17 protein-coding genes and 1 tRNA gene are annotated in these 19,375 nt (G+C 58.0%); 10 read left to right on the plus strand and 8 right to left on the minus strand.

Annotation, left to right across the window (positions count from 1 at the left end; translation table 11 throughout):
• Nucleotides 1-61 precede the first annotated feature (61 nt).
• Together GOX73_RS00370 and GOX73_RS00375 are read left to right on the plus strand one after the other, a co-directional pair.
• Entirely contained in the window at nucleotides 62-538 is a 477-nt protein-coding gene (locus GOX73_RS00370) for an Lrp/AsnC ligand binding domain-containing protein (RefSeq protein ID WP_170411303.1), read from the plus strand.
• 42 nt (nucleotides 539-580) lie between these two features.
• On the plus strand, nucleotides 581-1,147 hold the full coding sequence (locus tag GOX73_RS00375; RefSeq protein WP_171122316.1) for a tetratricopeptide repeat protein: 567 nt from the start codon (nucleotides 581-583) through the stop codon (nucleotides 1,145-1,147).
• Between the two features lie 46 nt (nucleotides 1,148-1,193).
• Here the strand turns inward: GOX73_RS00375 and GOX73_RS00380 are convergent, their stop codons facing one another.
• From GOX73_RS00380 to GOX73_RS00410, 7 genes are all read right to left on the minus strand, one after another.
• Nucleotides 1,194-3,083 (minus strand): PhoX family phosphatase, encoded by a 1,890-nt coding sequence (locus GOX73_RS00380; RefSeq protein ID WP_171122318.1) that lies wholly within the window; start codon nucleotides 3,081-3,083, stop codon nucleotides 1,194-1,196.
• A 221-nt stretch (nucleotides 3,084-3,304) separates the two neighbouring features.
• A complete protein-coding gene (locus GOX73_RS00385) occupies nucleotides 3,305-4,297 on the minus strand; it encodes an ABC transporter ATP-binding protein (RefSeq protein WP_171122320.1) in 993 nt (330 codons plus the stop codon).
• Nucleotides 4,294-5,328: a Gfo/Idh/MocA family protein gene (locus GOX73_RS00390; protein ID WP_171122322.1), complete on the minus strand. Its 1,035-nt coding sequence runs from the start codon at nucleotides 5,326-5,328 to the stop codon at nucleotides 4,294-4,296. Before GOX73_RS00390 ends, GOX73_RS00385 begins: the two co-directional genes overlap by 4 nt.
• A complete protein-coding gene (locus GOX73_RS00395; protein ID WP_170384640.1) occupies nucleotides 5,325-6,164 on the minus strand; it encodes a carbohydrate ABC transporter permease in 840 nt (279 codons plus the stop codon). The genes GOX73_RS00390 and GOX73_RS00395 overlap by 4 nt, the downstream gene beginning before the upstream one ends.
• A 10-nt stretch (nucleotides 6,165-6,174) precedes the next feature.
• Complete coding sequence (locus GOX73_RS00400; protein ID WP_171120388.1) at nucleotides 6,175-7,089, minus strand: carbohydrate ABC transporter permease; 915 nt, start codon at nucleotides 7,087-7,089, stop codon at nucleotides 6,175-6,177.
• A 65-nt stretch (nucleotides 7,090-7,154) separates the two neighbouring features.
• Nucleotides 7,155-8,408 carry an ABC transporter substrate-binding protein gene (locus tag GOX73_RS00405; protein ID WP_171122324.1) on the minus strand — a complete coding sequence of 418 codons (1,254 nt, stop codon included), beginning with the start codon at nucleotides 8,406-8,408 and terminating at the stop codon, nucleotides 7,155-7,157.
• A gap of 29 nt (nucleotides 8,409-8,437) precedes the next feature.
• The gene (locus tag GOX73_RS00410) at nucleotides 8,438-9,319 is read right to left on the minus strand and encodes an N-acetylmuramic acid 6-phosphate etherase (RefSeq protein WP_171122326.1); all 882 of its coding nucleotides are present in this window, start codon (nucleotides 9,317-9,319) and stop codon (nucleotides 8,438-8,440) included.
• 168 nt (nucleotides 9,320-9,487) lie between these two features.
• Here GOX73_RS00410 and GOX73_RS00415 point away from each other — a divergent pair, with 168 nt between their 5' ends.
• From GOX73_RS00415 to GOX73_RS00450, 8 genes are all read left to right on the plus strand, one after another.
• The gene (locus GOX73_RS00415; RefSeq protein WP_171122328.1) at nucleotides 9,488-10,363 is read left to right on the plus strand and encodes a BadF/BadG/BcrA/BcrD ATPase family protein; all 876 of its coding nucleotides are present in this window, start codon (nucleotides 9,488-9,490) and stop codon (nucleotides 10,361-10,363) included.
• On the plus strand, nucleotides 10,350-11,099 hold the full coding sequence (locus tag GOX73_RS00420; RefSeq protein ID WP_171120395.1) for a GntR family transcriptional regulator: 750 nt from the start codon (nucleotides 10,350-10,352) through the stop codon (nucleotides 11,097-11,099). Before GOX73_RS00415 ends, GOX73_RS00420 begins: the two co-directional genes overlap by 14 nt.
• 19 nt (nucleotides 11,100-11,118) lie before the next feature.
• Nucleotides 11,119-12,147 carry an SIS domain-containing protein gene (locus GOX73_RS00425; RefSeq protein ID WP_171122330.1) on the plus strand — a complete coding sequence of 343 codons (1,029 nt, stop codon included), beginning with the start codon at nucleotides 11,119-11,121 and terminating at the stop codon, nucleotides 12,145-12,147.
• Nucleotides 12,144-13,277, plus strand: coding sequence for an N-acetylglucosamine-6-phosphate deacetylase (nagA, locus tag GOX73_RS00430; protein WP_171122332.1), 1,134 nt, complete (start codon nucleotides 12,144-12,146; stop codon nucleotides 13,275-13,277). Before GOX73_RS00425 ends, nagA begins: the two co-directional genes overlap by 4 nt.
• A gap of 142 nt (nucleotides 13,278-13,419) precedes the next feature.
• Nucleotides 13,420-13,494, plus strand: a tRNA-Gly gene (locus GOX73_RS00435).
• A 126-nt stretch (nucleotides 13,495-13,620) separates the two neighbouring features.
• Entirely contained in the window at nucleotides 13,621-15,441 is a 1,821-nt protein-coding gene (locus GOX73_RS00440) for an ABC transporter transmembrane domain-containing protein (RefSeq protein ID WP_171122334.1), read from the plus strand.
• Between the two features lie 157 nt (nucleotides 15,442-15,598).
• Nucleotides 15,599-17,488 carry an acyl-CoA synthetase gene (locus GOX73_RS00445; protein ID WP_171120403.1) on the plus strand — a complete coding sequence of 630 codons (1,890 nt, stop codon included), beginning with the start codon at nucleotides 15,599-15,601 and terminating at the stop codon, nucleotides 17,486-17,488.
• A gap of 13 nt (nucleotides 17,489-17,501) precedes the next feature.
• Complete coding sequence (locus GOX73_RS00450) at nucleotides 17,502-18,425, plus strand: alpha/beta hydrolase (protein WP_171122336.1); 924 nt, start codon at nucleotides 17,502-17,504, stop codon at nucleotides 18,423-18,425.
• Here the strand turns inward: GOX73_RS00450 and GOX73_RS00455 are convergent, their stop codons facing one another.
• A complete protein-coding gene (locus tag GOX73_RS00455) occupies nucleotides 18,426-19,262 on the minus strand; it encodes an alkaline phosphatase family protein (protein ID WP_171122338.1) in 837 nt (278 codons plus the stop codon).
• Between the last annotated feature and the right edge of the window lie 113 nt (nucleotides 19,263-19,375).

Consider the following 19,375-nt stretch of genomic DNA (forward strand, 5'->3'; position numbering starts at 1 on the left):
GGAGGATTGCCTTATTTCTTTCCAAACTAAGGCGAATGGACTGAAGTTTTGGGAGAACACAGTGCAAAAAGACTTTCCCGGTCTTGATCGGTTCGATCAGTCAATTCTGACGATTCTGTCTGAGGATGGGCGCATCCCCATCGCTGACCTTGCGCGGCGGATTGGGTTGTCGAAATCGCCCACTCAAGCACGTGTGAAGAGACTTGAGGCCGATGGCATCATCACCGGATATCGCGCCTTGCTTGACCCGATCCGCCTTGGTCTGGACCACGTGGCCTTTGTCGAGGTGCGTCTGACAGATACTCGCGAAAAGGCATTGGCCGAGTTCAATGCGGCGGTGCGCAAAGTGGCCGAGATTGAGCAAGCCCATATGATTGCATCGAATTTCGACTATCTTCTGAAAATTCGCACCGGTTCGATGTCCGAATATCGCGCCGTTCTGGCCGAGAAAATTTCGTCGTTACCCCATGTGGCCAGCACGTCGACCTTTGTTGCGATGGAGGCGGTGAAGGAAACCGGCGTCTCGGGCGCGTTCTGAAGGCCGGGTTGACGAAAGCCGAGCAAGCGTCACCATTGCTGTATGAAACAGCTTTTCCTTGCCTCTGCCTTTGTTGCCGCAACCTCGGGTGCTGCCTTTGCCGATGATTGCCCCATGGCACCGGATCATTCTGCTGGAGTGACCGGGTTGATCTCGCAGATACAACAGGCCGAAAACGAACAGGCCGCCCGCGCGCTGTCCAATCAATTGTGGGAGTTCTGGACGGATGCACCGGACGAAACGGCTCAGGCCGTTCTGGACCGGGGTATGACGCGTCGGAATGCATGGGATTTGTTGGGCGCGATCGAGGATTTCGACAAGCTGATCGAGTACTGCCCGTCCTACGCCGAGGGATATAACCAGCGCGCCTTTGCCCATTATCTGAGGCAGGATTTTCAGGCGGCATTGCCCGACCTGGACCGGGCTATTGAGCTGTCACCGAACCACGTCGCCGCGATCAGCGGTCGTGCGCTGACATTACTTGGTCTTCAGCGAACGGACGAAGCGCGCAAAGCTCTGCAGCAGGCTTTGGAATTGAACCCGTGGCTGTCAGAGCGTCACCTGATGGCCCCCGGCGGGCCGTTGGCTTTGCCGGGCGAGGATATCTGACAGCGCCCTCACCCGTATTCGGAAGAGGGCACCACCAAAAGATGTATTAGCCGACCAAGCCGTTGTCATTCCGCTTGATAGCGATGATCGAAGACCGTGGCGTTCCGCCATCGGGCCAATTGCTGCCGGGGTGTTGAATTCCGACGAACATTGTCCGCAGGTCGGTTGACCACGCGAGCCCAGTGACTTCGCACCCATTCGGACCCGTCATAAAGCGCGCGATCTCTCCGGTGATCGGATCACCTACCAGCATCTGGTTGTTCCCGTTTCCGGCAAAGTCCTCGGCGTTGTTGTCATTGCCGTCTGTCTGAATCCAGATCAATCCGGTTGTGTCGATGACCATACCATCCGGCGAATTGAACAGGTTGCCTTCATTGACATTGGGCGACCCGGCATAGGCATCCGTATGCACGGTTGGGTTGCCGGCCATGACGTAGAGATCCCAGTCGAACGTATCTGCTGCGTGGTCGTCGTTGCTTGGGCGCCAACGCACGATCTGACCGTATTTGTTGGCCTCACGCGGGTTAGGTCCATTGACCGACGTATCGTCACCACCGGCGTTTGGCTTGATACCTCGGTTCTTGTTGTTGGTCAGGCAGCAATATGCCTCGACCGCAACCGGGCTGGAGGCAACCCATTCGGGGCGGTCCATGGTCGTGGCACCCACTTTCGAGGCCGCGAGACGCGTGAAGATCGAAATCTCTGCGGCGTCCATGTCTGTTGTTTCGGGCGTCAAAGGCAGCCATTCGCCCGACAGGTCGTCGTCGAACTTGGCTGCGTATAAGGTGCCGTCGTTCAGCAGGCTCTCGGTCTCGCCGCCCGGCTGATAGGTGCCGTTCGAGACGAACTTGTACAGGTACTCGCCCCGCTCATCGTCGCCCATGTAGACGACCACACGACCATCCGCGGCCAGAGTTACCTCGGCGTTTTCGTGCTTGAAGCGGCCCAAACAGGTATGCTTGACAGGTGTGCTGTCGGGTTTGGTCGGGTCGATTTCCACGATCCAGCCTACGCGGTGGGGTTCATTCGGGTTTTTCGACGTGTCGAAACGCGGGTCAAACAGTTCGTAGCCGTTCCAGCTTTTGGCTTTGACGCCATAGCGTGCATATCCGTCCGCGACCGGTTTATCGTAAACGGCGGTTTCATCGGACGATCCGAAATAGCCGTTAAAATTCTCTTCGCAGGTCAGGTAGGTGCCCCAAGGCGTTTTGCCTGCACCACAATTGTTCATGGTGCCCAGCGACGTCGTGCCAGTAGGGTCAGCCTTGGTTTTCAACAGGTCGTGACCAGCAGCGGGACCCACGATTTTCATAGGCGTATTGTGGTGGATGCGGCGATTGAACGGGCTGTCCTTTACCACAGACCATCCGTCAGCAGCCTCCTTGACCTCCATCACCGTAACGCCCTGAATGTTCTGCATTTTCAGAACGTCGCCTGCGTTGGCGGGAACACCTTCTTGCGCAGAGGGAAGGTTGATGCCGTTATTTGGGAACTCATGGTTGATCGCGATCAGTTCGTGACCCTGATATGAAAAGCTCTCCATCCCGTCGGTGTTTTCGCCAAAGATACGGTCGGATTTTTCAACCGGGCCACCGTCGGCGATGTCATAGCCATCCGCGTCCGAAAACAGCGGGTCGCCCCAGCGCATCAGCACCTTCCAGTCATACCCTTCGGGCACATGTACGGTCCCGTCGGTTTGCGCGGGAATAGGGGTGAAGGCAAAGCGCGAGGCCTCGACCGCCTGCGCCGATGTCGACCCCATTAGACCGGCGCCCATCGCCGCCGCGCCCGAGCCGAACGCCAGAACGCCACCCAGAAACCCTCGGCGAGAAATGGCGCTTTCGACGACTCGGTCAAATTCGTTTTCCTCGGGGCGCGGAAAGTGCAGTTCGTCCCAATCGTCTGCAGAGAGGGGCATGCGATCAGCGTCTTTCATGGGGTGGCTCCTGGCTGTAAATGAATAGCTATGAAATGGACTTAGAGCCCCATTGTGACAGTTGAATAACGGCCCTGCAAATGTGTCTGCCCAGTCTTCTGTCAGGCCGACATTGCCGGAAATTTATGTCCCACCACACCGTAATTCCAACCAAAACGCCGCAATTTGGAGCTTTGGTGCTTGTTCAGGCGCTTCAGGTTTTGGGGTGTTAATGGGCGCGCCTAACGCAAACGCTGCCCATTGGTGTCAAACCGATAAGCTTTGTCGGCGGTATAAGCGAATCGCAGTTCCTCGCCTTCGCTGATCGCGTGCTGGCCGAACAAGCGGACGGTGACGGAATGGTCGTTGACCTTGGCGATAACGTTTGTATCGCCGCCCAGCTTTTCGACATGGCTGACGCGCGCTTTCAGCGGGCCGTCATCCGACAGAAACAGGTCTTCTGGCCGAATGCCGATGGTGTTTTGACCTTCGCCTAACAACCCCTCGGGCAAGAAATTCATTGACGGCGACCCAAGGAACCCGGCGACGAACTGGTTGGCGGGGTTGTTGTACAAGTCCATCGGAGTGCCGATCTGCTCAACCCGCCCGTCACGCAGCACGACGATCTTGTCGGCCAGCGTCATCGCCTCGGTCTGGTCGTGGGTGACATAGATCATCGAAGCATCAAGCGCGCGGTGCAGGTTTGCGATCTCGATCCGGGTGTTCATCCGTAGGGCGGCGTCCAGATTGGACAGCGGTTCATCGAACAGGAACAGTTTCGGCTCGCGCACAATAGCGCGCCCGATGGCTACGCGTTGCCTTTGACCGCCGGACAGTTCCGAGGGGTAGCGATCCAGATATTCCTCAAGGTTCAGCATCCGGCTGGCAGTGGCGACACGTTCCTCAATCACCGCTTTGGATTGCTTCTCTTGCTTCAAAGCCAGCGTCATGTTTCCACGCACGTTCAGATGGGGGTAGAGCGCATAGCTTTGAAAAACCATCGCGATCCCGCGTTTCGACGGCGGCACCAGATTGACGGTTTGCCCGTCGATATTGATCTCGCCCGAGGATGCATCTTCCAACCCCGCAATCACGCGCAGCAGGGTGGACTTGCCGCAGCCCGAGGGGCCGACGAAAACGACGAACTCGCCTTCCTCCACCTCAAGCGAGATGTCTTTCAGGACATGAACCTCGCCAAAGGACTTGTTCACATTAGTCAGGGTCAGAGCGGTCATGTCGTAGGCTCCTTGAGCGAAACGGGCCGGCCGGTGCGGATGCTTTCATCGGCGGCCAGACAAATGGCAAGGGATTGGACGGCGTCATTCATATGGCGCGTCAGGTCGATATCGTCAGCGATAGCGCGCAGCATAAAGGCTTGTTCGGCGTCACACAGTTCCTGGTGGCCGGGCTCATCCGGCATGTCGACGGTACGGTCGCCGCCCGGCGTGTGGATTAGCAGGCCACCAACCTTGGTGTGCCCGTCGACATCCGCCGAAGCGCCCTTGTTGCCGTCGGTGATCGAGACCGAGCCGTTGGGCGAGACAATGTCTTTTACGAAAAACGCAGTCTCGGACATCATCGGGCCCCATCCGGCCTCGTACCAGCCGACCGATCCGTCGTCGAAGATCACCTGAAACTGGCCGTAGTTATACATGTCCTCGGCGATCTCATCAGACAGGCGCAGGCCCATGCCATGCACACGGACCGGCTGTGCATCAGTGATCTGGCACATCACATCCACATAATGCACACCGCAATCCACGATGGGCGAGGTGGTCTGCATCAGCGCCTTATGCGTCTCCCACTCGGAACCCGAGGATTGCTGGTTCAGGTTCAGGCGGAACACGTAAGGCCCGCCCAAATCGCGCGCTTCGGAGATCAGGCGCATCCACGAGGGGTGATGGCGGAGGATATAGCCCACGACCAGCTTTCGGTTCAGCCGTGTGGCGGTTTCCACCACGCGCCGCGCATCGGCGACATTGGTGGCCAGCGGTTTTTCTACAAAGACATGCGCGCCTGCCTCCATCGCGGCGCAGGCGAAATCGGCGTGGCTGTCGGAATAGGTGGCGACGACCACCAGATCGGGTTTGGTCTCGGCCAGCGCGGTCTGGAAATCCGAATAGGCGGGGTAGTGGCCCAGTTCGGGGTGATCCACATGGCCCGACCGATTCACCAGCCCCACGATCTGTGCGTCGGGGTGGTTATGATGGGCCAGCGCGTGGCTCAGGCCCATATTCCCAAGGCCAGCGATCAGAACTTTGGTCATTTGACAGCTCCTGAAGTGATGCCGCGGATCAATTGGCGCGAGAAAATGACATAGAGGATCAGTACCGGCAGGATCGCCATGGACAGCGCCGACAGAACCGCGTTCCAGTCCGTAACGAACTGGCCGATGAAGACCTGACTGCCCAGTGTGAGCGTCTTGGTCTCTTCGGCCGGGGCAAGGATCAGCGGGAACCACAGATCATTCCAGATCGGGATCATGTTGAACACAGCCACGGTCGCCATCGCGGGCCGGACCAAAGGCAGCACCAGCCGGAAAAAGATCGTGTATTCCGACAGCCCGTCGATGCGCCCTGCGTTTTTCAGATCATCACTGACCTGTCGCATGAACTCGGACAGGATGAACACCGCCAGCGGTAACCCTTGTGCCGTGTAGACCAGTATCAGCGCCCACAACGTGTTCACCAACCCGGTCGCCACCATCATCTCAAGGATTGCCACGGTGCCGATGCGGATCGGGATCATGATCCCCAGCGCCAGATACAGCCCCATCACCAAATTGCCCTTGAATTGGTATTCCGACAGCGCATAAGCCGCCATTGCGCCGAACAGCAGAATAAAGAACAGCGACGCCACGGTGACGATCATCGAATTCTGGAAATAGAGGAAGAAATCCCCCTGTTTCATTACTGTCTCATACCCGATCATCGAAAAACTATCGGCATTCGGCAGCGCCAGTGGTTCCCGGAAGATTGCGCGGCGGGATTTGAAGCTGTTGATCAGGATTACAAAGACCGGGAACAGGGCGATCAGCGTATAGAGGATCAGCGCCCCGTGCATTGCGGCGGTGTTGATCGGGTTATGGCGTGCTTTGTTCATTTCAGCCCCCTCACATCTGGTATCGGCGCATCCGGGTCTGGATGCCGAAGAGGTAAATACAGACGCCCACAAGGATGATCGCGAACATGGCCCCGGCGATGGCCGACCCCATATGCGGGTCGCCCAGTTGCAACTGGAAGCCAAAGAAGGTGCGGTACATGAAGGTACCCAGAATATCGGTCGAGAAATCCGGCCCGGCCAGCGCGCCCTGCGCGGCATAGATCAGATCGAACGCGTTGAAGTTGCCTACGAAAGTCAGGATCGAGATGATCCCGATCGACGGCAGGATCAGCGGCAGCTTGATTTTCCAAAAGGCCGAGGCGCCGGTGATGCCGTCAATCTCTCCGGCCTCAAGAATTTCTTCGGGGATGGTCAGCAGGGCAGCATAGATCAGCATCATCGGGATGCCCACAAATTGCCAGACCGAGATCAGCGCCAGTGTGGTCAGGGCGTATTCCTCTTTCCCCAACCACGGTGCGAACAGGGATTTCAGGCCCACGGCATCCAGCATCGAAGGTGCGATGCCCCAGATGGGCGACAGGATCAGCTTCCACGCAAAGCCAACGATCACAAAGCTCAGGATCGTCGGGATGAAAATTGCCGACCGGTACAGCGCCGAGAAGCGCAGGCGCGGGTGGCTAAGCAGCGCGGCCAGTGCGATCCCGATGGGGTTCTGGACCAACATATGGATCAGGAAGAACCAGAAATTGTTGCCTAAGGCGTTCCAGAACTGCTCGGACCAGATGGGGTCGAAAAACAGGGTTTGAAAGTTCTGCAATCCAACGAACACACGGCTTTGATCAATCTCTGTATACAGCGCCAGACGCAGCGTGTTGAACAGTGGGAAGATCATCACCGCCGTATAAACCAGCACGGCAGGTGCCAGAAATACAACGATATGCCAGCGGAAGCGGGGGCGGTTCATGGATCAGCTTTCAAAGGAGTAAAGGGTGTACCCGGGCGAACAGTTCCGCCCGGGTATGTGTCAGCTTACTGATGCGGTGCGTACCACGAGGCCAGACCCTCTTGCAGCCGTGCGCCTGCATCGGCGGGGCTTTCCGCGCCTTTGACGACCTGAGCCGCAGCGTTCCAGGTTTCGTTCTCAAGGTTCGGCGTGCCGCGCGACAGGATCTGATAGGTAGACCGGATTGTCGAGCCGCAGTCATTCCGCCAGCTTACAAATTCCTGCGCCAGCGGATCTTCCATCGCGATGTCGTGGCTCGACAGTGAGAAGAAGCCCGGCAGAGCGTTGGCATAGATCGTGGCGAATTCCGACGTGCCCATCCAGTCAAGGAAGGTGCGCGCTGCTTCGGCATTCTCCGACGCTGCGTTGAGACCCATCGCAATGTCCGTGTGGTCGGAGATGTAGCATTCGTCGCCCGCATTACGGACCGGGGGCTTGAACGCGCCCATTTCGAAATCGGCCTGTGCGTTGAAGCCCGAAATCTCCCACGAACCGGCCGGATAAATCGCGGCGCGTCCAAGGGTAAAGATGTTTTGGCTGTCGGGGTAGGTCTGTGCCTCAAACCCGTCGCCCAGATAGTCTTTCCAGCGCGCAATGGTCTCATACGGCTCGACCCACTGCGGATCGGTCAAGGACTGCTCGCCCGATATCAGCGCCAGACGACCTTCTTCGCCCTTCCAGTAGTTAGGGCCGATATTCTGGTAGCCCATCGTGGCGGCTTCCCACTGGTCGTTGGTCCCCATCGCCATCGGAATATAGGTGCCGTCTTCCTTGAACTTGTCCAAAGCGGCAAAGAACTCGTCTTCCGTCGTGGGAACGTCGACACCCAACTCGGCAAAAGCGTCTTTGTTGTAGATGAACCCGTGGATCACCGAAGCCATCGGCACGCAGAACGTGGCGGAGCCGTCATCATTCTGCCATGCGGATTTCGCTACATCCGAAAAGTTGTCCATCGCACCCAGATCGCTCAGATCCGCCAGGTTTCCGTTTTCAAACAGCAAAAGCGACGTGTCGAAGGGGCGGCAGGTAATGAGATCGCCCGCAGAGCCAGCTTCCAGTTTTGCGTTCAGAACCGCGTTGTATTCCGCGGGGGCAGAGGGCGTGAAGTTCACCTTGATGCCCGGATTGGCGGCTTCGAATGCCGGGATGATCTTTTCCTGCCACAGCGTCAGGTCGTCGTTGCGCCAGCTTTCGATGGTCAGCGTCACGTCCTCGGCCAAGGCCGAAGTGGCCATAAGCGTTGTGCCCAATAGGGCAAGTTTCAGGCTTTTGCGTTTCATTGTATTCTCCCAGTTGGTTAGCAGTTGTTTTATATTTCCAATGCGGTGCTCAGGATGCCGTTTGTCGCGTTCAGTCGTTCTGTTGCTTCTGCCAGAGACAGGCCGCGCGCTGCGATCAGAATGGCGGGTTTAACGTCGCCGTCAGCCGTTTCCAAAGCGGATTGTGCCGTGTCCGTATCCACTTCGGCGATCCGTGTAACGATGCCAGCGGCCCGAGCGCGCAGCTTGTCATTATCAGCACGCAGGTTGACCATCATGCCCCGATAAACGTGACCAAGTTCCAGCGCCATCAGCGAAGACAGCATGTTCAAGGCGATCTTCTGCGCCGTTCCTGCACCCATGCGGGTTGATCCGGAAATCAGCTCTGGCGGTGTAGCCAAAAGGATCGGGACGTCGGCGCCTTCCAGCAGCGGACTTTGCGCATTGTTGGCGATGCCGATGACGGTGGCCCCTTTTTCCCTGGCGATTTCACAGGCCGCTAATGTGTAAGGCGTGGAACCGCTGGCTGACACCGCGATAACTGTGTCTTTGGCCTGAAGGTCTTGCAGGTCATTTCTGAGGCCTTCGTCTTCATCTTCTGCAGCGCCGGGCATTTCCACGCCGGTCGGCAAGCCACCCGCCATGTGAATCCGCAACTGGCTTGCAGGGATCGAGAAGGTGCCCCCAAGCTCTTGCGCGTCGGCAGCGGCCATCAGGCCAGAAGAGCCCGCAGCGATGTAATGGATCACGCCGCCAGAACGAATGGTATTTGCCATTGATTCCGCTCCGCCTGCTATGGCGTCCACCGCCTCAAGCGCGGTGCTTGCAGCAGCAACCTGCCCCGAAGCCAAAAGGCGGGCAGACCGCGTCAGGTCGCTGCGGTCAAGCCGCGTAGCTTCTTGATGCAGTTGTTCAGTCGACGGCAGCGTCAAGAGAATCCCCCATTGGTTTTCCTTACAATACCTATTTAATACCACTTGTCTATAATTTTCTTCCCACGCTCGGAAAAATGGGAAAATCTACAAAGGAAAATGAGAATTGGTTCAAATTGGCCTATTTTTGTCTTTCCTGACGGCAATAGGTATTATAATGGTATTGTTATGACTGAGTCTCGAAATAGTGCCGTTTTGGCGGTTGATGGGGGTGGAACGCGGTGCCGTGTTGCCTGTGACATGGATGGTGCCGTCCATTCGGTAGAAACCGGACCAGCCAATGTTTCGAGCGATTTTGAGGGCGCGATTAAGCAGATCAACATCGGATTTGAACGGTTGGCCAAAAGTGTGGGCTGCAGAACGGATGACATGCTGCACTGGCCGTCCTTCGTTGGGCTGGCCGGCGTGACGGACGCCGGGATAGCGTCCCGATTGCGCGTGTCTTTGGGATTGGCGCAGGCACGAATTAAGGACGACCGACCTGCGGCCCTGCGCGGTGCCTTGGGCGCGCAGGACGGTTTGATTGCACATTGCGGCACGGGATCGTTTCTTGCGGCGCAGATGGATGGAGAAATGCGGTTTGCGGGGGGGTGGGGGCCTGTTTTGGGTGACGAAGCCTCGGCTCAGTGGGTTGGTCGCCGCGCCCTGGCCGAGACATTGAATGTGATGGACGGGGTCGAGGAGGAAACCGGCTTGACGCGCAAGCTGTTGGATCGCTTCGACGGTACGGCCGGTATTGTCGGCTTTGCCGGGACTGCAACGCCTGACCAATTCGGCGCGCTCGCGCCCGAGGTGACTGCGGCTGCGCGTGGAAACGATGCGATCGCCAAGCGGATCATGCAGGCAGGGGGCGATTACATAGCGTCGATGGCAGCGAAATTGGGCTGGCGTCCGGATCAGGCGTTTTGCCTCACAGGAGGGATCGCGTCGCATTACGCAGATTACTTGCCACCGGAGATGCAGTCTGCCGTGCTTGCCCCTTTGGCGGAACCTTTGGTCGGAGCATTGGAATTGGCGAAGGAGATTCAGCATGAGCATAACTGATTTCCTGCGTGCAGACCTGTGGCTTTCGCCCGAAAACGGCCCGCGATACGTTCAACTGCGACGCAGGTTGCAGGAAGGGATCGACAAGGGTGTGCTTGCCCCCAATTCGTCGTTGCCGTCCGAACGTGAATTGGTGGAAATCACCGACTTGTCTCGGGTCACTGTGCGCAAGGCGATTCAAGAGCTTGTGCAGGAAGGCGTTATTGAGCAGCGACAGGGGTCGGGTTCTTTTATTCGCGAACGCGTTCCAAAGGTCGAACAATCTTTGACCCACCTAACATCGTTCACCGAGGATATGTCGACCCGTGGTATGAAAACCGCGTCCAAATGGCTTGAGCGCGGAGTTTTCGCACCGACTGCCGAAGAAATCAGTGCGCTGAACCTGTCGGAGGGTGAACAAATTGCCCGCATCTACCGATTGCGAGAGGCCGATGGTCGCCCCCTTGCGCTTGAACGCGCGGCGTTGCCTTTGGATATCCTGCCTAATCCGATTGAGGTGACAACTTCACTCTACGAAGTTCTCGAAGGTCTGGGGCGTCGTCCGGTGCGGGCGGTTCAAAAAATCTCGGCACTCAACCTTGCTGCGCGCGAGGCTGAGTTGCTGGAAGTTCCCGAAGGTGCTGCCGGTTTGAATATCGAGCGCATCTCATTTCTCAAGAACGGGCGGGTCGCAGAACTGACCCGGTCGTTGTATCGCGGTGACGCCTACGACTTTGTGGCCGAGCTACGGTTGTAACCGGAAGGACCGGAAGTTCATGTCAGAAACTACTTCGAAAATGCGCCAAGAGATTCTGGAAATCCCCGCAGCGGTTGACAGGTTACTGTCCCAAGGCGCGCAGGACATCCTGAATGCCGCTCAGGTTTTCCGCGAGGCTGATCCGCGCTTTCTGATCACGGTGGCGCGCGGATCGTCTGATCACGCGTGCAGCTACATCAAATATGCCAGCGAGCTGTTGCTGAACCTTCCCGTCGCTTCGGTCGGGCCATCGGTCAGTTCGATCTACGGGGTTGAGTTGCAGGCAAAAGGCGCGGTCTGCCTGTCCGTTTCGCAGTCCGGGCAAAGCCCGGATATTGTGGACCTTGCGCGCTCGTTGGGTAGGTCAGGTGCTGCTACGGTCGCGATCACCAACAACATCAACTCTCGTTTGGCCGAGGTCGCCGGTGCGGTCCTTCCCCTGCACGCCGGGCCCGAGTTGAGTGTAGCGGCCACCAAAACCTTCGTGACGTCGCTGGTTGCCGGGCTTTGGCTGCTGGCAGAGGTCAAGCGTGATGCAGATCTTTTGAAGGCCATACATGCCTTGCCGCCGTTGCTTGAAAAGGCCGCTCGTTGCGATTGGTCTGCCGCGGCTGACACCATCACGGGTAGATCGTTGTTTACCCTTGGGCGGGGCCCTTCTTTTGCAATCTCCAGCGAGGCAGCGTTGAAGATCAAGGAAACTTGTCAGATCCACGCCGAAAGCTATTCGGTGGCCGAAGTTCTGCATGGGCCGGTCTCGATCGTAGAGGAAGGTTTCCCAGCTATCGTGTTCGCCGCAAGTGACGCGGCCGAGCAAGCAACGGCTGAAGCCGCCGATGCATTGGCAGGGAAGGGCGCGGCTGTCTTTGCAACTACGGAAAAAGTCACGCAGGCCGGCCCGCTTCCGGTCGTCAAGACCGGCCATTGGATCACCGACCCGATCACCGCGATCACCGCTTTCTATGGCATGGTTGAATCCGTGGCCAGCGCCCGCGGGATTGACCCCGATGCGCCGCGGCATCTGAAGAAAGTGACTGAGACGGTATGACAAATAACACGGTAACCTTCCGTAACGGTCCCATCTTCGACGGTAACCGTTTGCTGTATGACCACGCGATCACCTTCCGGGATGGGGAGGAAGGTGAAATCCGGCCCGAGTCTGATGCCGTTGGTGGTGAAGTTGTCGACCTGAATGGCGATATTCTAAGCCCCGGCTATTGCGACCTGCAAGTCAATGGCGGCGATGGGATCATGTTCAATGACAACCCCTCGGTCCAGACTGTTCAACGCATTGCGGCGGCTCACCGGCGTTTGGGCGTTGTGTCGCTGTTGCCCACATTGATTACGGATACGGCAGAGAAAACGCAGGCAGCAATTGCAGCGACCGTGCAGGCGGTTCGCGAAGGTGTATCGGGTGTGGCCGGGCTGCATCTGGAGGGGCCTCACTTGTCGGTAGCGCGCAAAGGCGCCCATGACGCGGATCTGATCCGGCCAATGGACGACACGGATTTGGCCGCGCTGATCGCCGCGGCAGACGCGCTGCCCTGTCTGATGGTCACGGTTGCGCCCGAGGCCGTGACCGAGCGGCAAGTCGCCGTGCTCCATGACGCTGGGGTGCTGGTATCTCTGGGTCATAGCGATGCGGATTTCGCGACGTGTCAGCGTTATGCGGCGGCTGGTGCGCGGTGCGTGACGCATTTGTTCAACGCCATGAGCCAGCTTGGAAACCGCGAACCCGGTCTGGTGGGGGCTGCGCTGGCAAATGGCGGGCTTTCCGCCGGTTTGATCGCTGATGGAATTCACGTGCATCCCGAAGTCATGCGGGCTGCATGGGCAGCCAAGACGTCTCCGGGGCAGATATTCCTTGTCAGTGACGCGATGGCTGTTGCGGGCACCGACCTGACCGCGTTCGAGTTGGAGGGCCGCAGGATCACGCGGACAAACGGGAAACTCACGCTTGAGGATGGCACATTGGCCGGTGCAGACTTGGATTTGACGACGGCCATTCGCGTTTTGGTCACGCAGGTTGGTGTACCCTTGCCGCAAGCTTTGGCTGCGGCGACGTCCTATCCATCGCAATTGATCGCGCATTCTGGTGCGCAGCAGCTTCGGTATGCGTCGATGATCCGTATCTCGGCCACGCTGGATTCTTGTGATTGGCTGCCGCAGCGGGATTGATCAACATCGCCCGGCCCAGTCCGATTTCCGGGCCCACCCCGGCATGGATGACCCGATTGAACCTATATCGGATGAAATCGAAATCAGCCCAAGAACTGCGCTTGACGGCACCTTGCGCATCGCTTAAACCGACCTCCGCTGAGCGGGCGTCGTATACTGGCTATTACCTCAGCCTTCCAAGCTGATGAAGCGGGTTCGATTCCCGCCGCCCGCTCCAAATCAGCCCAAATCTCTGCGTCAAAAGGCCCTGTGAAGGCCCAAAATCTGGTGCTTTGCTTGACCCCAACTCTTCCTGCGGTCAAGAAGCGTTCACCCAAGTGCGAACACGATATAAGGCCCAGACATGGCAAGATCCGACGCCGCCAAGCCCGCAGGAAATTCCGCCCCCAGCGCGACTGAAGAGCGTGCGCGCTCACGGAAGATAGGCGTTCTTGGGTCTTTGTGGCCCTTTATGAAACCCTACCGATTGCTCATGGCCGGGGCAGGGCTTGCTTTGGTTTTGACGGCCAGCATGACCTTGACCTTGCCCCTGGCGGTGCGTCGTGTAGTTGACAATTTTCGGATCGAAGATGGCGAGCTGCTTGACTGGTATTTTCTTGCCGCGCTTGCAATTGCCGCTGTTCTGGCTGTCGGGACGGGCATCCGCTATGCGCTGGTTACCAAGTTGGGCGAACGCGTGGTGGCGGATATTCGCAAGGCGGTTTTCGACCGGGTAATCGGGATGAGCCCCGAGTTCTATGAACGTATCATGACGGGGGAAGTCCTAAGCCGAATTACGACGGACACGACGCTGATTCAGTCCGTAATCGGTTCATCGGTTTCCATCGCTCTGCGGAACATGCTGATGTTTTTCGGTGGGCTGGTCCTGATGCTTTTGACCTCGGCCAAGCTGACGGGAATGGTGTTGCTGTTGATCCCGCTGGTCGTGGTTCCGATTCTGGTGCTGGGCCGTCGTCTGCGGGTGATAAGCCGCGAAAATCAGGATTGGATCGCCGCCTCATCCGGTAATGCAGGCGAGGCACTGACGGCTGTTCAGACCGTGCAGGCCTTCACCTATGAACAGGCCAGTCGCCAGCAGTTTGGTGAAATGACTGAGACCTCATATGTCGTGTCGCTGCGCCGTATTCGCACGCGCGCCGTGCTGACCGTGATTGTGATCTTTCTGGTGTTCTCCGGCATTGTCGGGGTGTTGTGGATGGGGGCGAATGACGTTCGTAATGGTGTGATGACGGAAGGCGTTCTGATTCAGTTCGTTATCTACTCGATCATAATGGCGGGTTCGGTCGCCGCCCTATCCGAGATCTGGAGCGAATTGCAGCGCGCGGCTGGTGCGACCGAGCGTTTGGTTGAATTGCTGAACGCGCAGGACACCGTGACCGACCCCATATCCGCCTCTCACTTGCCGACGCCTGTGCAGGGCGAGATCAACTTTGATCAGGTTACATTCCACTATCCTGCGCGACCCGATGTCGTCGCGCTGGATCGCCTGTCCCTTTCGGTCAAACCCGGTGAAACTGTTGCGTTCGTGGGGCCGTCGGGTGCTGGGAAGACGACGGTCATTCAAATGATCCAGCGTTTTTACGATCCGGATTCGGGCCGTGTCAGCCTTGATGGTGTCGACTTGCGCGATCTGGACAGGAGTGATTTTCGCAGTCACATGGCCCTTGTGCCGCAAGACCCGATCATTTTCGCGGCATCAGCGCGGGAAAACATTCGCTTTGGGCGTCTGGACGCTTCTGACGCGGAAGTGGAATCTGCTGCCCGTGCTGCCGCTGCGCATGACTTCATCTCGGCCCTCCCGGAAGGATATGACAGTTTCGTTGGCGAACGGGGTGTGATGCTGTCAGGGGGGCAGAAACAGCGTATTGCCATCGCGCGGGCAATCCTGCGAGATGCGCCAGTTCTGTTGCTGGACGAGGCAACCTCGGCGCTGGATGCCGAAAGTGAGCGTGCGGTTCAGGGGGCGGTCGATCAGATGCGCGCGGGTCGGACGACGTTGATCGTGGCCCACCGCTTGGCAACGGTCAAAAAGGCAGATCGGATCATTGTGATGGAAGCTGGGCAGATCGTGGCGCAGGGTACCCATGATGATCTGGTCGCCCAGGACGGGCTTTACGCGCGTTTGGCGCGGCTGCAGTTTACTGATGGAGTCGCCGCAGAATAAAATGACGTCGGGGCAGTATTGAACACTCCGCTGCGTCACGCTGCTTAATTGCACATTTTTTGGCTATGCGCCTGCTTGCGCGTACACGGTTTTGCTTCCATCCTACGGTGGACTTAAAACCCGTGCGTGACGCGGGAAGCAATCAGGGAGGTGCCGCATGGCCTTTGTCGGAGTGGAAGACAAGCTAAAACTGGAGCAGGAAATGCCGTGGGAGGATCGGGACGTTCCGGTCACATTCCACCAACTGCTGTCCCGGACTGCGGGTAAGTTTCCCAATAACAACGCGATCAGTTTTCAACTTATGTCCGGTCCTACGGACAAGGCCGAAACGCTGACGTGGTCTGAATTGCTTGGAAAGGTCAATCAGGCGGCGAACCTGTTCCGCTCGTTGGGTGTGGGTGAAAAGGATGTGGTGGCCTATATCCTGCCCAATTGTAACGAGACGCTGATCACCATGATGGGTGGTGCAGTGGCAGGGATCGTGAACCCGATCAACCCGCTGTTGGAACCCGAACAGATCGCGGCCATTTTGCGCGAAACCGGTGCCAAGGTTGTTGTCACGCTGAAGTCTTTTCCCAAGACGGATGTGGCGCAAAAGGTCGAAGAGGCCGTGCGCCATGCGCCCAAGGTCAACACCATTCTTGAAATTGACCTGAACCGTTATCTGACGCCTCCCAAATCATGGCTGGTTCCGTTCCTGCGCCCCAAGATGGGCGACAAGGAACATCTGGCCCACGCGAACTATAAAAATTTCAACAAAGAGTTGGCAAAGCAGCCCACGACCCTGACCTTCGAGGACAGCAAGGAAGACCGCGTCGCCTGCTATTTCCACACCGGCGGAACCACGGGTATGCCGAAGGTGGCGCAGCACAAGTATTCTGGCCTGATTTACAATGGCTGGCTGGGCGGCACGCTGCTGTTTACGGACAAGGACGTGGTGATGTGTCCATTGCCGATGTTCCACGTGTTTGCGGTTCACGTGATCATGATGTCCGCTGTGTCTTCGGGTGCGCATGTGGTGTTCCCGACACCTGCCGGATATCGCGGCGACGGCGTGTTCGACAATTTCTGGAAACTGATCGAGCGTTGGAAAGTCACGTTCATCATTACCGTGCCCACCGCGATTGCCGCAAAGATGCAGCGCCCGGTGGATGCCGATATCTCGACCGTGAAAACTGCGTTCTCGGGCTCGGCCCCGCTGCCAGTAGAGCTGTTCCGCCGCTTCGAGGAAGCGACCGGTGTGACCATCATCGAAGGTTATGGCCTGACCGAGGCGACTTGTCTGGTGTCCTGTAACCCGACAGATGGAGAGAAGAAGATCGGTTCGATCGGGATTCCGTTCCCCTATACGGATGTCAAAATCCTGAACGATGGACAGGATGGGCCAGCGGAAGCCGCCCCTAACGAGATCGGTGAGATCTGTATCTCGAACCCAGGTGTCTATGCCGGCAACACCTATACCGAAGCCGACAAGAACGTGGATCTTTACCACTTTGACACATATCTGCGCACCGGCGATCTGGGTCGTTTCGACGAGGACGGTTATCTGTGGATCACAGGCCGCGCCAAGGACCTGATCATCCGTGGCGGTCACAATATCGACCCCGCCGAAATCGAAGAGGCGCTGCTGGGACATGATGCCGTTGCCTTTGCCGGTGCCATTGGACAGCCCGATGCCTATGCGGGAGAGGTACCCTGTGCCTTTGTCGAACTAGTCGAGGGCGCCTCGGTTACCGAAAAGGAGCTGTTGGAATATTGCGACGTCCATGTTCACGAACGTGCGGCGCAGCCCAAGCACATGACCATTCTGGACGAGCTTCCCAAGACCGCAGTTGGCAAGGTGTTCAAACCCGAACTGCGCAAACAGGCAATCACACGTATCTATAACGGCGCGCTGGAAAAAGCAGGCGTCGATGCCCGCGTTGTCTCGGTGATTGACGACAAAAAGCGGGGGCTGGTTGCACAGCTTGACGCGAACGGTTCCTCGGACGACGATGTCAGCAAAGTGCTGGGCTCTTTCACCCAGCCATGGGAATGGGCTGTCTGATCGCGGAGGGGACATGGATTATGAACGCCTGATTGACGAAGAAACCTGGGCGTTCATAAGACGTACCGCCGAAAGCTATCCCGATGACGCGGTCGAGCTGTCGATTGACGACCAGCGCCGCGTCTATGACGCGATGTGTCAGGACTTTCGCCAACCGCGTCCCGCGGGGGTAGAAACAGAAGACAGGCATGCCGACGGCGTGCCTGTTCGCGTCTATGCTGCAGGCGATCCCACACGAACGGTAGTATACCTGCATGGGGGCGGCTTTGTCGTAGGCGGCTTGGACAGCCACGATGATGTTTGCGCCGAGATTTGCGCGCAAACTGGTTATCGGGTTGTCTCAGTGGATTACCGGCTGTGCCCGGAACATGTTCATCCCGCCCAATTTCAGGACGCCTGGACTGCAATGAATTGGGCTGCAACGGAATTCGGGGATGCGCTGGTACTGGCCGGAGACAGCGCCGGAGGGAATCTGGCAGCGGCTGTCGCTCATTATGCGCGCGGACGTTTGGATATGATTCTGGGGCAGGTGCTGATCTATCCCGGTCTGGGCGGGGACCGGTCGAAGGGGTCGTATCTTGAACATGCCCATGCGCCGCTTTTGACGCTGGAGGATATAGTCTTCTATGAAAAGGTGCGGTGCGGCGGACCAGCGCCGCAGGATGATCCGACCTATGCTCCGTTGCACGATAGCGATTTCTCAAACCTGCCGCCGACTGTGGTCGTAACGGCAGACTGCGATCCGTTGCGCGATGACGGGCCAGACTATTGCGCCCGGATCACCGAGGCCGGCGGCAAAGCACACTGCATCAACGAAGCGGGGCTGGTGCACGGCTATCTACGGGCGCGAACTTCGGTCAAGCGTGCCGTGGACAGTTTTGAGCGGATATCCGTGGCGATCGAAGCGCTGGGTCAGCAGATATGGCCTTATGACTGATTACTTGAGGAATGGCTGCGCCTTCATGGTCTCGGCCACGGGCGCGCCCATCCGGGTCAGGATCGTAGGGGCAAGTTGAAGCTGGTCGATGACCACATCCGCCTCGGGGCCTTCTGCATCGCCGAAATAATACAGCGCCGTTTCCTGCTGCAATGGGCTGCGGCCTCCGTGGTGGCCACGTTCATCTTGGCCATGGTCGGCCGTGACGATCACCTCGTATCCCAGTTGCCGCCAACGGAGGATGAAAGGGGCCAGCATCTCGTCCATGACAAAACAGGCGTGGTCCATTTCCTCGCTTTCATGGAAAAAGCGATGTCCCATGCTGTCCAGCGTGCAGGTGTGCAGGATGCCGTAATCCAGCCCGAAGCGCAGGCACATGTTGGTGAGCTGGGCAAATAGGTCTACGTCGCAGGGCGTCATCTGGTTGGCCTTGCCATAGCCGGTCATGGTGTGAAACCGACCATGATTGATCGTCTTGCTGTCCGGTTCATCATATTCAACGTCGCGCACGTAATCGAACGGGTGGCGGTTGAAGAATTGCGACCAATAGCTGTGGGTGACGGCCCCGGTGATGCCCCCGGCCTCGCGCACCTGACTGAACACGTCCTTGTGACTCAGGCGGAAGACATTGCCGTTGCCGGTGCACCCATGTTCCTGTGGAGTGACGCCCGTGTGGATCGAGGCATAGCAACTGGCCGAGGTCGATGGCAGCACCGAACGCAGCTTCCAGACCCGCGACTCACCACTCTCGACCCAGCCCTCAAGATTGCCGAACAAGCGGCGGAAATTGCGCCACGGTACACCGTCAAGAATGATGAGGAGGAGTTTGCGGTCCATGGTCCGGCCTTTTCGTTAGTTCTTTGGGTGAGCCTAGGGGATTCGCCCCGGATAAGCCGCCCATTCCCGTCCCAAATAGCAAAATCCCGACACCTGTTTGTGACACGTGCCGG

Source organism: Ruegeria sp. HKCCD7221 (assembly GCF_013031225.1).
Classification (GTDB): Bacteria; Pseudomonadota; Alphaproteobacteria; order Rhodobacterales; family Rhodobacteraceae; genus Ruegeria.